Source organism: Chelatococcus composti (genome assembly GCF_014201415.1).
Classification (GTDB): domain Bacteria; phylum Pseudomonadota; class Alphaproteobacteria; order Rhizobiales; family Beijerinckiaceae; genus Chelatococcus_A; species Chelatococcus_A composti.
This window is the reverse complement of sequence record NZ_JACHEH010000003.1, coordinates 17,060-30,494: the sequence shown is the minus strand read 5'-3', so window position 1 is coordinate 30,494 and position 13,435 is coordinate 17,060. Positions and strand designations below refer to the sequence as shown.

Genomic DNA, 13,435 nt, shown 5'->3' with positions numbered 1-13,435 from the left:
GGGGGTCATCCGTTGCGAAGCCACTCGGCGAAGCCGAGCATGAACAGGGTCATGTATTCGCGGAAGAGGAGGTAGACGATCAACATCCCAAGACCGATCACGAGCGGCATCAGGATGAAATAGATCGGTAACTGAGGCGTCAACTTGTTGGCGAGACCGATCGCGAAGTTGATGACGAGCGAGTAGATGATGAAGGGGCTGCTGATGCGCAGCGCGATCAGGAAGGCATCGGCCAGCTTGTCCACCACCTCCGACAGGGCAAGGCGCGTGCCGAAGGTTTCCCCCGGCGGCAGCCGCTGGTAGGAGGCGACCAGCCCGCGCAGCAGCTCCCAGTGCAGGTCGGCGAAGAAGACGAGTGCCACCGCGGTTAGCGTGATCAGCGTCGCGAGCGAAGGCAGGCCCTCGCCGTCGTCTACCGGCGTGCCGAGCATGCCGCCCACGCCGATCGCCATGGCGACGGCCACCGCGAGCGTCTCGAGCGCCATGAAGAACAGCCGCGCCAGGAAGCCGATGACGAGCCCGGTGAAAGTCTCCGCCCCGATGAGGCCCAGCATGTCGGCCGGCTGCGCATCCCCCACGCGCGCACCGACGGGGCCGAGGAGCAGCGGCATCAGGGCGAGGGAGACGGTGACAGCAACGAAGAGGCGCACGCGCGTCGGCACGCGTGCGCTCGAGAAACCCGGCGCGATCATCAGGCAGCCGCCGACGCGACAGAAGATCAGGAAGACGGCGAGAAGCGACTGCGAAAGCTGGGCGCTCACGAGATCGTTCCGAGGGACTTGATCTCGATACCCCGCGCGATCTCGACGTGCGAGAGCACCGGCAGGGTCGGGAACAGCCGCTCGATGATCATGCGCACGTAGGGGCGCGCATCGGGCGCGGTGACGAGGACGAAGCTGGTGCCCTCGTTGAGGTGGCGGCGGATGACCTGCGAAGCCTCGTTGCCGAATTGCTCGACGAGGCGCGGGTCGATGTCGAACTCGATGACGTCGCCGCGCGCGTCGCGCTTCAGGCTCTGATGGAAGGCGAGGTCCCAACGGTTGCCGAGGCGCAGCACGTTGAGCACGCCGTTTTCGGCAAGGTCGCCGCAGATCTGCGGCGCGATGCGCATGCGCACATGCTCGGCAACCTGCTCCGACCGGCGGGCATGCGGCACGATCTCGGCGATAGCCTCGAGGATGAGATGCAGGTTGCGAATGGAAACGCCCTCGGCGAGCAGCAGCTTCAACACTGCCTGCAGGCCGGAGTAGGAGATCTGCGACGGGCAGATGTCGTCGATGAGCCGCTTGTATTCCGGATCGAGCCGGTCGAGCAGCGCGCGCATGTCCTTGTAGGAGAGGAGCTGCGCAAGGTTGTTGCGGATGATCTCGCTCAGGTGCGTCAGCAGCACCGAGACGTTGTCGACGGTGGTGAAGCCCTGCCGGCGCACCTCGTTGGCATAGGTCTCGGCCACCCACATGGCCTTGATGCCGAAGGCCGGCTCGCGCGTCACCTCGCCCGGCACGTCCGGTTGCGGGCCGTCACCAGTGACGACGAGCATCTCGCCGATGCGCATCTCATGCGTGGCCACCACCGTGCCGTGGATCTTGATCTGGTAGGTCTTGCCCGGCAGCGCCAGTGAATCCGACAGCTTGATGTCGGGCACGACAAAGCCGTACTGCTGGGCGAACTTGCGCCGCATCTTGGCGACGCGGTGGGCGAGCTCCCCGTGGGCGTTGAGCAGCTTCATGGACAGCTGCTTGCCGAGGCACAGCTCGATCTCGGCTGTCTTGAGAGACTCCTTGACCGACTCCTGCGCCTCGCGCTTGGCCTGCTCTTCCTTCTCCTTCTCCTTCGCCTGGGCGGCGGCGAGGGCCTCCTGCTCGGCGATGCGCCGGGGAATGGCGTAGCCGACAAAGCCCATGAGGCCGCCGAGGGCGACGAAGGGGAGGAAGGGAAGGCCCGGCACGACAGCCATCGTGAACATGAGGCCGGCGGCCACGAACAGCGCCTTGGGATAGCCGCCGAGCTGGCCGAGCACGGCCTGGTCCGCGGAGCCGCGCGTGCCGCCCTTGGAGACGAGGAGACCGGCGGCCAGCGAGACGATGAGCGCCGGGATCTGCGAGACGAGGCCGTCACCGACCGACAGCTTGGTGAAGACGTCCGCCGCCTGCGACAGCGACATGCCGTGCCGCGTGACGCCGATGATGATGCCGCCGAAGATGTTGACGGCGGTGATGATGAGGCTCGCCACCGCCTCTCCGCGCACGAACTTCGAGGCACCGTCCATCGAACCGAAGAAGGCACTCTCCTCCTCCAGCTCGCGCCGGCGCCGCTGCGCCTCCTTCTCGTCGATGGTGCCAGCCGACAGGTCGGCGTCGATGGCCATCTGCTTGCCGGGGATGGCGTCGAGAGTAAAGCGAGCGCCCACCTCCGCGATACGTGTCGCACCCTTGGTGATGACGAGGAAGTTGACCGTGATGAGGATGAGAAAGACGACGATACCGATGACGAAGTCGCCGCTCATCACGAACTGGGAAAAGCCGTTGATGATGTGGCCGGCGGCCGTCACGCCCTCGTTGCCATGGGCGAGAATGAGGCGGGTGGTGGCGATGGACAGCGCCAGGCGCAGCATCGTGGCGATGAGCAGCACCTGGGGAAAGGCCGAGAACTCCAGCGGCTTGTGGATCCACAAGGCCACCATGAGGATCAGCACGGAGAAGGCGATCGACAGGGCAAGGCCCATGTCGATGAGGATCGTCGGAACAGGCAGGAAGAGGATGGTGAGGATGGCGACAATGCCGACGGCAAAGCCGATATCGAGCCCTCTGCGCCCGCCGGTCACCGCCTGAATCATCGTCACGTCCGACATCGCCTGTTCCCTCGTTTGCCGCCCCGCCCGGCCGCCTCAGAAGCCGGTCGTGATGCGGCCGTAGACCTGCTCGGTGAAGGCGAAGATCTGCGCCCCGGTGAACGAGCCGGTGAGCGCGATGACCACGAAAATGGCGAGGATCTTCGGAATGAAGGTCAGCGTCATTTCCTGGATCTGGGTCAGCGCCTGGAGAAGCGCGATGCCGATGCCGACGAGCATCGCCGCGGCGACGGCCGGCCCCGCCCCGATGATGATCGTCCAGATCGCGGCCTGGACGATGTCGAGTGCATCAGCCTCGTTCATCGGCTCAGCTGATCTTGACGCCGGGACCGAGCAGCACGCGCGTGCCGTCCTCGAGCTCCGCGACGGCGCCTTCGTCGTAGATCCAGACGGCCTTGACCGTGCCGGAGATGCTCTCGTCGGCCGTGGTCAGCGTGCGGCCGATGATGCCGTCAATCTGCTGCAGGGCGCTGGCGACGAGCAGGGAGTCGAGCTTTTTGTTCATGATGACGCTCTGCTCCACCTGCGAGAAGCTGGCGAGCTGCGCCATGTACTGGGTGGAATCCACCGGCTCCGTCGGATCCTGGTTCTTCAGCTGGGCCACGAGGAGCTTGAGAAAAGTGTCATAATCCACCGACGCGTTCGACGCGCCCGTCGTCCGGGTGGCTGCCGTGGTGTTGCTGTTCACACCCGATACAGCGGCTACGGTCATGTGTCTTCTCCCGATCTCTGACCCAGGGCGCCCCTCCTAGCCCGCCCGCTTGCGCAGGGCCGGCGCCTCGGCCTCCCGCTCGTGCTCGTCGAGGAGCGGCAGCTCGTCGACATAAAGACCGCGCAGCATGCGCATTGCCTCGAAAGGCCGGCCCTCCTCCGCAAGGTTCCGCACCTTCTGGAGCGCGGCGAGGAAGGATTCGTCGGGCTTCGTGCTGTAGCTGCAGGGGACGAGGTCGAAGATCTGCTGAAACAGCTTCAACGTCTCCTGGGCCGTCGCCGGGTCCATCAGCATGGTCTGCAGGACGAAGTAGAGACGCTTGAGCGGCGTCGTCGCATCCTCGATCTGCAGGACGTGGTTCTCCAGCAGGAAGGTGGCGTCGTTGAGCAGCTCGATCGTGACCTTGCGGTCAACCCGCAACACAGCCCCGTTGATGTAGAGGCGCTCTCCGGCCCGCAGCGACAGTTGCATCGAGCGCTTCATGCAAGACCGTTCCGGATGGCAGTGTTGACTTCGATGAGGGCGCCGAAGCTACCCTTCATCTCCTGCCTCAGGCGCTGCGCCTCGCGCAGCACCCACAGGCCGATGGAAATGAGGCTGGCGCGCAGCTCCCGCGGCAGGCCGTTCTCGTCGCTGGCGAGATCCTCGAGCAGCAGGTTCCAGAGCCGGGTGAGGAAGAAAATCGCTTCCACGGCCTCGCGCGAACCGGCGCCCTTCGCCTCGGCCGCCTGCAGGAGTTCGATGGCGTGGTCGAAGGCCATGCGCTCGCGCATCCGGGCCTCGGAAGGGGCCTCGTCGAGAATCTCCGCGTAGGAATGCCGATACATCCGTTCGCCTCTTCCAGGGTTACAGATAGTTGAGCAGGCTGAGGCTCTGCAGGCGAACCGTCAGGGAATAGGACATCTCGATCTGCGTCAGGACGGCATCGAGCCGGACCTTCGCCTCGGCCGGGTCGACATCCTCCAGGTCGCCGACGCGCGTGGCGAGGATCTTCTTCTGTGCCTCCATGTTGGTGTTGGCCGTATCGATCCGGTTCTGGGCGACGCCCATGTGCGCCTCAAGGTCGATGATCTGGGCGATGGCATTGCCCATCAGCTCCGTCGCCTTGTCGATCACCACCTGCAGCGCGTCAGTGTTGAGCTTGTCGCTGCCGAGATCGAACACCATCGTATAGGCCGCCGCGAGCTGGCGGATGGCCATCTCGTTGGCCGAGACGGAGGAGGTGAGCGTCTCGCTGCGCGAGATGCGGCTGCGCTGGACGGCGTCCGAGGCGTTTGACCAGTTGGCCTTCCAGTTGGCATCATTGAAGAAGAGGTCGGCGAAGGCGGTGTCCAGGAAGTTCGCCATATCCGCCGCCGAGATGTCGGAGACGCCCGGATCAGCCTGCGTGACGCCAAACGCGGCGAGATAGGCCGCATCGACCGCGTTCTTGTTGGGCGAGCCGGCACCATACTCGTTGATGGGCTGCACACCGCTGTTGATACCGGCGAAGAGGAACTGCCCGTCGACGGCGGAGTTGAGACTGCCGATCAGGGCTGCGAGCTTGTCGCGCGCCGCATTGCGGATGACCTCGCTGCCGCGCTGCGCATGCGGGACGGACAGGAGCTCGGCCTGGAACTCGTCCGCCATGGCGCGGATGGTGCCGAGGGCCTCGACGGTCACGTCCAGCCGCGTCCTGGTGCGGCTGTTGGCGTCGATCATCGCCGTCAGGTTGTCGTAGTCGGCCCGCAGCGACACCGCCTGGCTCATCCGGCCACCCAGCGTAAGGCCGACGTCAGCATGGCGGCCGCTGGCGATCTCCTGGTTGTAACGCGCCGCGTCCGCCTGCATGCGCACAAGCGAGGAGCGCGGTGAGTTGAGCAGCGAGTAGGTGGAGATGAACGTCGTCTTCATGGCGCTTACCTCACTGCCTCGAGGAGTGAGCGCAGCATCTCGTCGATCACCGCGATGAGGCGCGAGGCCGCCGAATACGAGCGCTCGAGCTGGAGCTGCAAGGCGAGTTCGTCGTCGAGATTGACGCCCGTCGCGGTCGACAGCGCGTCGGAGGCGCGGGCCAGAACCGTCTCCTGATAGGCAGCGTCGGTATCGGCGCTGGTGCGGCGGGCTTCCAGCCAGCCCACGGAGGAGGCGGAGAAGTCCGCCAGCGAGCCGGTGACCGCTATGCCGGCCACGGCATCGAAGGTACGGCTTGCATTGAACCGGTCGATGAGCAGGAACAGGCGCTCGGAATAGCTGTTGTCGCCGGTCGGATTGGTATCGCCGTCGCGCAGCTCGTCGAGCGAGCCACCCTGGTCCGGATCGTAGGCCGGATTGATGCGAATGTCGGCCGCGAGCCCCGGACGCAGCGTGCCGGCCGGAGGCAGCCCGACCTGCGTGAAGAGACCGCCAGCCGCCGTGCCGGTGTCGAAGATGTCGATGATCGCGCGGGCGATTTCGTCAAGCTGGTTCTGGTACGTGACGGCCACCACGTCGCGCACTTCCATCAGGCCGACGATGCGACCCGAGCGTAGCGGCATCGTGGTGGTGCCGGTGACGGGCACGCCATCGATGAAGACCTGGCTGCCGATCGTGGTCGCGCCGTAGACCAGCGTGGGCGTGAACTCGACCTTGCGGGCACTCGTCTCGAACAGCGTCACGCCGCCGTCCGTATAGAGCACCATGTCGTTGTTCTCACGGGTGACGACGTTGACGCCGATCTCCTCCGAGATCAGCGCCAGCACGCCGTCGCGCTTGTCGAGCAGGTCAGTGACGTCGGCGCCGGTCGCCGTACCCTTCACCACGGCACGGTTGAGCTCCTCGAACTGCGACAGGAGGTCGTTGAGCCGCTCCACCGACCGCGCGATCTCAGCATCCGCTTCCTGGCGGGTAGCGGCCACGGTGTTGGCCGCATCGTTCAGCGTTGTGACGAGCGCACTGGCATCGCTCAGCACCTGGCCGGCCAGCACCCTGTCCTGCGGCGCATTGGCATAGAGGTTGAGCGAGTCGAGCAGCTTGCCGAGCCGCGCGGCGGGCGAGCGCGCATCCTCCGTGTCACCCACCGTCTGGTGCAGCCTGTCGAGCCCGTCGAGCTTGGCCTGGCTCGCTGCCGCGCGCGAGGTGGCATCAAGCATGCGGTAGTAGAGCTGGGCATCGGCCGCGCGGGAGATGGTGACGATGCGCACGCTGCCGTCGCCGGTGGTGACGGACCTTGCAATCTTGCGCGAGTAGCTCGGATCGAGCGCCCCGGACGTATTGGCTCCCGACACGGCGATCTGCGTCGCCGTCGTCAGAAGCGACGAGCGAGCCGTGTTGAGGGCTACGGAAAGACTCATGACAAGGGCTCCGGCAAGACTAAAGAAGACCTTCTCGTCAGCGCTTCAGGTTCATGAGGACGTCGAGCAGCTCGGAGCCCGTCTGGAACACCTTGGAATTGGCCGTGTAATTGCGCTGGGCCTCGATCATGGCGGTCAGCTCCTCGCCCATGTCGACGTTGGACTGCTCAAGCGCACCGGAGAGGATGGAGCCGAGCCCCGACTGGCCGGGGAACGCAACCTGGACGTTGCCGGACTCGATGCTGGCCGAATAGACGTTGCCGGCCTCCGGCGTCATCTTGTCCGGGCTCGGCACGGTGGCGAGCGGGATGCGATAGGTGGCGATGCGCGTACCGTCCTCGTAGACGGCATAGACCGTGCCGTCCTTGCCAAACTCCATCTTGTCGACCTGGCTCGGCGCGTTGCCGTTCACGATCGGATCGAGCGGCGCGTAATCGGAGGCGAGCTGCTGCATCGTCGAGACGTCGAGCGTCATCGCCTGGCCGTTCGGGATATTGATCGGCGTCATGGTCGCGCCGGCGACGATCTGGCCCGAGGTGTCGAACTCCAGGGTGAAGGGGCCCGCCGACCAGCCCGTGGGGTCGACGCCTTCGATCCTGACCTCCCACTGCTGGTTGGCCGGGGCCAGCGGGTCGAAGTCCGACTGCTTCTCGAAAATAACGTTGAACTGAACCTTGTTGCCGACGTTGTCGTAGACGATGAGCGAGGACTGGAACGTGTCACCCATGGCCGCGCCGATCGGCAGATTGCCGCCGAGCGAGGCGCTCGTCGTCGGGTTGGCCGACATGGCGAGATTGGCGAGGTTGACACGCTCAAGCCCGTCGAGGCTGTTGAGCGTGACGTTGGGATTGCCGTTCGCCAGCGGGTAGCCCATCAGATAGTAGCCGGCGGTGTTGACGAGGTTGCCCTCGCTGTCGGGCACGAAGCTGCCGGCACGCGTCAAATAAGGCGTGCCGCCTTCGTCCGACACCACGAAAAAGCCGTTGCCCTGCACCGCCAGGTCGGCCATGGAGGTGGTGAAGACGAGCGGGCCCTGCTGGCTGATGGAATAGCGGACGTTGGTGACGACAGCGCCCGAGTTGTAGCTGCCCTTGCCAGAGGAAAGGACAAGCGAGGAGAATTCCGTCGAGGCACGCTTGTAGCCCGTCGTGTTGGCATTGGCGATGTTGTCGGCGACGGTGCCAAGCTTGTTCGACTGGGCGTTCATGCCGGACACGCCGGTGCGCAGCACACCATAAAGGCTCATGGTACCCTATCCTCGCTTTCCGTAGTTCCCCCAGTAAACGGGCAGTAGCTTGCGTGAGGCTGCCCCTTTCCGCCGCCTGGCCCCGGCCGGCGGCCATTCCTCGTCGCTACTGGCGCAGAACCTGCGCCAGTTCGGCGAAGGCATCGACACTCGGCGGCATGCTCGGATCCTGCCGCAGCGCCTCGTAGATGCGCGGCACCAGGTTCACCGCCTGATCGAGCGCGGGGTCGGAGCCAGCCTGGTAGCCCCCCATCAGCCGCAGGTCCCGTGTATCCTCGTAGCGGGCGATCATGCCCTTGAGGCGCAGCGCAAGCTCCTTCTGGTCGCTCGTCCAGATGTGGTCGGCGAGACGCGAGATGGAGGCGAGCACGTTGACCGCCGGATAGCGCCCCTGGTCGGCGATAGCCCTGTCGAGCACGATGTGACCGTCGAGCGTGCCGCGGATGTTGTCGGCAACGGGATCGTTGTGATCGTCGCCGTCGACGAGCACGGAGAAGACCCCCGTAATGGTGCCGCTGCCCTCCTCGCCGGGCCCGGCACGCTCAAGGAGCTTCGGCAGGTCGCTGAAGACGCTCGGCGCATAGCCGCGCGCCACGGCCGGCTCGCCCGCCGACAGCGCAACGTCGCGCGCCGCGTGGGCGAAGCGCGTCACGGAATCGACGATGAGGAGGACCGATTCCCCCCGATCGCGGAAATATTCGGCGATACTGAGAGCCGTCCGCGGCGCGAGGCGGCGCATCATGGGGCTCTCGTCGCCCGTCGAGACCACGGTGATGGCTCGCTCGCGGCTCGCGGCGAGCGGGCCTTCCAGGAACTCGCGCACCTCGCGGCCGCGCTCGCCGACAAGGGCAACGACCACGGTATCGAAGCCGCTGGCGCGGGCCAGCATGGACAGGAGCGTCGACTTGCCGACGCCGGAGCCCGCAAAGATGCCGATGCGCTGGCCTTCGCAGATTGGCATGAACAGATCGATGACGCGCACGCCCGTGCGCAGTGGCTTCTTCACGCGGGCGCGCGTCATCGCCGAAGGAGGCGGCGCGTCGGCCGGCATGGCCCGCTCGCCCGCGCCGAGGGGCCCGAGCCCGTCGACCGCCTTGCCCAGCGCGTTGATCACCCGCCCCTTCCAGCCCTCGTGGGGATAAAGGGCCATGGTGCCGAGACGGTAGGCGCGTGCGCCGATGCCGATGTCGACGGAGCCGTCAAACGGCTTCACTGTCGCCCCCGCATCGTCGATACGCACCACCTCACCCGCATGCTCCCGCCCGCCGGCGCAGAGCGTGACACGGTCCCCTAGCTTGAGGAAACGGGAGAGGCCGGCGACGCGGTAATAGGTCGGCGTCACCTCGCGAACGACGCCGCCAATGCGCACGCTCGGCATTTCCTGCGCTCCGGCCGTGACAACGGCGGCCAGCCGCTCGAGCGTGTCCATGGCCGGATCAGGTCGACGGGCCGAGGCTGCGGATCGCCTCCCGCAGCGAGGATTCGCCGTCGTTGACGGCCGTCGAGGCGTTGTCGAAGGCGCGGGAGACGGCGATGAGCTTCGTCATCTCCATGATCGGATTGACGTTCGACTCCTCGACATAGCCCTGCAGCACGCCGTTGGCGACGAAGTCCTGTACGGGCGCGACGCCGGTCCTGGCAATGACGCCGGACGCCTCGAAACGCTCCAGTTCGGCGCCCGGCGCGATGGTGAAGAGGCCGATGGCGCCGATCTGCTGCCCGTTCTGCATCAGCGTGCCGTCGCGAGCGATGGTCGGCGGGCCGGCCTGCACGTCGAGCATGATCGGCGCGCCGGCGATGTCGAGGATCGGATAGCCCGTCACCGTGCGCAGCAGGCCGTCGTTGCCGATCTGCAGGCGCCCGTCGCGGCTGTGCACGATGCCGGCCGGCGTGGCGATGGCGAACCACGCATCGCCGTCGATGGCGAGGTCGAGCGGATTGTCGGTCTTGGTGATGCCGCCCTGCCGGCGCGAGATGTAGTTCTCGCCGCTCGTGGCAAAGGCAACCGCATCCTTCGCTGTGCGGGACAGCACGGTCTCGAACTTCACCTCTTCGGCGCGGTAGCCCGCCGTCGACATATTGGCGACATTCTGGGCGATGGTGTTCAGCCGGCGCTCCAGCGCCACCTGCGCCGAAAGGCCGACATAGAGCGCTGCTTGCATCCTTACAGTCCCGTCTTGATCTTCTGCAGGCTCATGAGGAGATCGACCCCCATACCCGCCGTCTGCGCGCTGTTGCCGAACAGCGTGAGCACGGGTGCCGAGACGGCCAGCGGCATGTTGGTGGCATCATAGGCTGCCGCGAAGCGCTGCAGGAACTTGTCGAGCTTCTCCGGATCCTTGAAGTCCTCGATGTTAAGCTTGGCCTCGATCATCTTGGCCTGCACCTCGATGTCCGCGGCCGAGGCCTCCGCCGGAATGCCGAGTGCGGTCTGAACCACCGCCAGCAGCGCCCGGTCGGCAAGGATGCCGTAGACCGACTTCAGCTCCGGCGCCTTGCGCTGGAAGTAGAGGGCGAGGCGGACGCCCTCGTTCTCGGCCCCCGCCTGCTCCTCGAGCAGCTGGCGGACGTAGCGCTCCACCGTGCCCTCACGGGTCGCGGAGAAGACTGTCGTCGTCTCGCCGTAGCGCGCGAAGTTGAACGTCTTGGCAAATTCCGCGAAGCGCTTGTCGGCAAGCCGGTTGGCGAAGCTCTTGCTGTCGTCGACGCCTTCCGTCAGCACCTTGCGCATGTAGGCCTTGGCATAGATCATGTCTTCCAGGCCGAAAGCCTTCATGGCAAACGAATAGACACGGTGATCGCTGAGGAAGTCGTCGATCGACTTCACCTTCTGGATATTCTCCAGATAATACTTGCTGTCGCGCTCGACCTGCGGCGAAGACGCCGTGCGCTGCAAGGAGCGCGTCAGGTCCTTGGTGATCATCCGATAGCTGACGAGGGTGGACATCATGGCGGCAGCCTCCTGCGGGAAGGTTGAACCCGCTAGCTTGCCCGAGCCTGACCTGCCCTCCAGCCCGGCGCTTTTCAGCCCCGCGCAAGCCTCGCGCGATAGGAACAGTCATTAGGCCCCAGCCGGAGGACTGGGACAGCACAACGCCGGCAAGCGGAGGAGATCGGACTTGAGTTTCTTCATCGGCCTGATCATCGCCATCGGCTCGATGCTCGGCGGTTTCATGGCGCTCGGCGGAAAGGTTTCCGTCATCTGGCAGCCGTTCGAATTCGTCATCATCGGCGGCATCGCTCTCGGCATCTTCATCATCGCCAACCCCATGCCCACGGTGAAGGACACGGGCAAGGCGATCAAAGAAGCCATCGCCGGCGACGTGCCCAAGCGCGAGGACTACCTCGCCGTGCTGGGCCTCCTCTTCAACCTGATGCGCGAGCTGCGCGCCAAGGCCCGCAACGAGGTTGAGGCACATATCGACGATCCGCAGAACTCGCCGATCTTCACCACCTTTCCACGCGTGCTGAAGAACCCGGAACTCACGAACTTCATCTGCGACTACGTGCGTCTCCTCATCATCGGCAACGCCCGCCCGCATGAGATCGAGGCCCTCATGGACGAGGAGCTGACCACCATGCGCCGGCACAAGCTGAAGCCGTACAACTCGCTGACCGTGGTGGCGGAGGCACTGCCGGCACTCGGCATCGTCGCGGCGGTGCTCGGCATCGTGAAGGCGATGGGCGCCATCGACCAGTCACCGGCCATCCTCGGCAGCCTCATCGGCGCGGCCCTCATCGGCACCTTCGTCGGCATCTTCACGTCCTATGCCGTGATCACGCCGCTGGCACAGAAGATCAAGGTGACGCGCGAGAAGCAGGCCCGCATCTACATCATCGTCAAGCAGACGCTGCTCGCCTACATGAACGGCGCTCTCCCGCAGATCGCCCTGGAACATGGCCGCAAGGCTATCTCCGCACCCGAGCGGCCGACCATCGACGAGGTGGAGAACGAAACCGTCATGGGTCGCAGCGAAGCGCCGGCCGCCGAGGCCGCCTGATCCATGGACAGCAACATGAACCAGGCCGTCAGCAACGACATTCGCGACAGGCTGCTCGACGCAGCCGGCCTGTCGCTCGACCGGTTGCCGATGCTCCATGTGATCTTCGATCGCATGGCCACATACTGCGCCGACAATCTGCGTCACCTCTCAGCCTCGCCATCCTACTTCTCGCTCTCGACCATCGAGAGCGGGCGTGTCAGCGACATCCTCGAGATCTACGAGGCGAACGCCGTCGCCGGCGTCTTCAACGTGCCGGAGTGGGACAGCGAGATACTCGTCGGCTTCGACCGCGACTTCGTCTTCACCATGGTCGAGGTGCTGCTCGGCGCGGACGGCTCGGAGCCGCCTGAAGATGAGGAGCGCGGCTTCACCAACATCGAGATGCGCATCTCAATGGCCATCTTCGAGCAGGTGGGCAAGGCACTGCAGGCCTCCTTCTCGATGGTGTCGGACGCGCGCTTCAAGTTCGAGCGGCTCGAGACGCGCATGGACTTCGCCGTCATCGGCCGCCGCAACAACCTCGCCGTCGTCTCCAAGTTCCTGCTGCAGGCGCTCAACCGCGGCGGCGAGATGTTCGTCATCATCCCGCAGTCGGCCCTCAACCCCATGCGCCAGACGCTGGCGCGCGTGATCTCCGGCGACAGCTCCACCCGCGACCCACGCTGGGCGGAGCAGATCCGCAACGAGGTGAGCCGCACGGAGGTCAAGCTGCGGGCGGTCCTCGAAGAGCGGGAGATGACGCTCGGCGAAATTGCCGATCTCAAAATCGGGCAGGTCATCGAGCTGCAGGCGACACCGCGCAGCCGCGTCAAGCTCGAAGGCAACGACCAGCCGCTCTTCTGGTGCCGCCTCGGCCAGTCAGACGGGTCCTACATGCTGCGCGTGGAGGACTACTTCGATCAGGAGCAGGAATTTATCGATGACGTCCTCTCTCGTTGATTACGTCCTTCTCGCCGCCCTCGCCCTGACGAGCGCCTGTGTGCTGGCGACCTACCTCAAGCTGCGGAACTTCGACCGCAATCACTACGACTACAAGCGCACGCTGGAGGCCACGGCGGACGCGCTGAAGACGGCCGGCCATTCCATGGGCAGCTTCACCGCCGACGGCCAGAAGACGCTGGTGGAGCTTTCCCTGCGCATCGAAGACGCGCGCAAGACGCTTGCCAGCCTCGACGCCGGAATCGCCGCCGCGCGCGAGACGCTGGCGAAACTCGAGAAGGCCGCCCAGCCTCAGGCCGGTGGACGTGCCGCCCTGCGGCTCGTGGGCGACGACAAGACGGCGTGACGCCCTTCCCGGGGCGCAAGACGAGG

15 protein-coding genes are annotated in these 13,435 nt (G+C 65.6%); 3 read left to right on the top strand and 12 right to left on the bottom strand.

The window, feature by feature from the left end; genetic code table 11:
• Positions 1-5 precede the first annotated feature (5 nt).
• From fliR to HNQ73_RS06330, 12 genes are all read right to left on the bottom strand, one after another.
• Positions 6-761 (bottom strand): flagellar biosynthesis protein FliR, encoded by a 756-nt coding sequence (fliR, locus tag HNQ73_RS06385; RefSeq protein ID WP_183333448.1) that lies wholly within the window; start codon positions 759-761, stop codon positions 6-8.
• The gene (gene flhA, locus HNQ73_RS06380; protein WP_183333446.1) at positions 758-2,851 is read right to left on the bottom strand and encodes a flagellar biosynthesis protein FlhA; all 2,094 of its coding nucleotides are present in this window, start codon (positions 2,849-2,851) and stop codon (positions 758-760) included. The genes fliR and flhA overlap by 4 nt, the downstream gene beginning before the upstream one ends.
• 36 nt (positions 2,852-2,887) lie before the next feature.
• Entirely contained in the window at positions 2,888-3,154 is a 267-nt protein-coding gene (fliQ, locus tag HNQ73_RS06375) for a flagellar biosynthesis protein FliQ (RefSeq protein ID WP_183333444.1), read from the bottom strand.
• 4 nt (positions 3,155-3,158) lie between these two features.
• Entirely contained in the window at positions 3,159-3,563 is a 405-nt protein-coding gene (gene flgD / locus HNQ73_RS06370) for a flagellar hook assembly protein FlgD (protein ID WP_183333442.1), read from the bottom strand.
• A gap of 36 nt (positions 3,564-3,599) precedes the next feature.
• Entirely contained in the window at positions 3,600-4,046 is a 447-nt protein-coding gene (gene flbT / locus HNQ73_RS06365; RefSeq protein ID WP_244650005.1) for a flagellar biosynthesis repressor FlbT, read from the bottom strand.
• A complete protein-coding gene (flaF, locus tag HNQ73_RS06360; RefSeq protein ID WP_183333440.1) occupies positions 4,043-4,390 on the bottom strand; it encodes a flagellar biosynthesis regulator FlaF in 348 nt (115 codons plus the stop codon). Before flaF ends, flbT begins: the two co-directional genes overlap by 4 nt.
• A gap of 19 nt (positions 4,391-4,409) precedes the next feature.
• Entirely contained in the window at positions 4,410-5,456 is a 1,047-nt protein-coding gene (locus HNQ73_RS06355; protein ID WP_183333438.1) for a flagellar hook-associated family protein, read from the bottom strand.
• A 5-nt stretch (positions 5,457-5,461) separates the two neighbouring features.
• Positions 5,462-6,874: a flagellar hook-associated protein FlgK gene (gene flgK / locus HNQ73_RS06350; protein WP_183333436.1), complete on the bottom strand. Its 1,413-nt coding sequence runs from the start codon at positions 6,872-6,874 to the stop codon at positions 5,462-5,464.
• A 37-nt stretch (positions 6,875-6,911) separates the two neighbouring features.
• Positions 6,912-8,120, bottom strand: coding sequence for a flagellar hook protein FlgE (locus HNQ73_RS06345; RefSeq protein ID WP_183333434.1), 1,209 nt, complete (start codon positions 8,118-8,120; stop codon positions 6,912-6,914).
• Positions 8,121-8,226: 106 nt separating this feature from the next.
• On the bottom strand, positions 8,227-9,549 hold the full coding sequence (gene fliI / locus HNQ73_RS06340; protein ID WP_183333432.1) for a flagellar protein export ATPase FliI: 1,323 nt from the start codon (positions 9,547-9,549) through the stop codon (positions 8,227-8,229).
• Between the two features lie 7 nt (positions 9,550-9,556).
• Entirely contained in the window at positions 9,557-10,282 is a 726-nt protein-coding gene (flgF, locus tag HNQ73_RS06335) for a flagellar basal-body rod protein FlgF (RefSeq protein ID WP_183333430.1), read from the bottom strand.
• A 2-nt stretch (positions 10,283-10,284) separates the two neighbouring features.
• On the bottom strand, positions 10,285-11,070 hold the full coding sequence (locus HNQ73_RS06330) for a DUF1217 domain-containing protein (protein ID WP_183333428.1): 786 nt from the start codon (positions 11,068-11,070) through the stop codon (positions 10,285-10,287).
• 169 nt (positions 11,071-11,239) lie between these two features.
• On the opposite strand from HNQ73_RS06330, the gene motA reads away from it, so the two are divergent.
• Genes motA through HNQ73_RS06315 form a run of 3 tightly spaced genes read left to right on the top strand, consistent with a single transcriptional unit; the run spans position 11,240 to position 13,409 of the window.
• Entirely contained in the window at positions 11,240-12,121 is an 882-nt protein-coding gene (motA, locus tag HNQ73_RS06325) for a flagellar motor stator protein MotA (protein ID WP_183333426.1), read from the top strand.
• 15 nt (positions 12,122-12,136) lie between these two features.
• Positions 12,137-13,063, top strand: a complete 927-nt coding sequence (locus tag HNQ73_RS06320; protein ID WP_244650007.1) for a flagellar motor switch protein FliM — start codon at positions 12,137-12,139, stop codon at positions 13,061-13,063.
• Positions 13,044-13,409 carry a hypothetical protein gene (locus HNQ73_RS06315; RefSeq protein WP_183333422.1) on the top strand — a complete coding sequence of 122 codons (366 nt, stop codon included), beginning with the start codon at positions 13,044-13,046 and terminating at the stop codon, positions 13,407-13,409. The genes HNQ73_RS06320 and HNQ73_RS06315 overlap by 20 nt, the downstream gene beginning before the upstream one ends.
• Positions 13,410-13,435 lie beyond the last annotated feature (26 nt).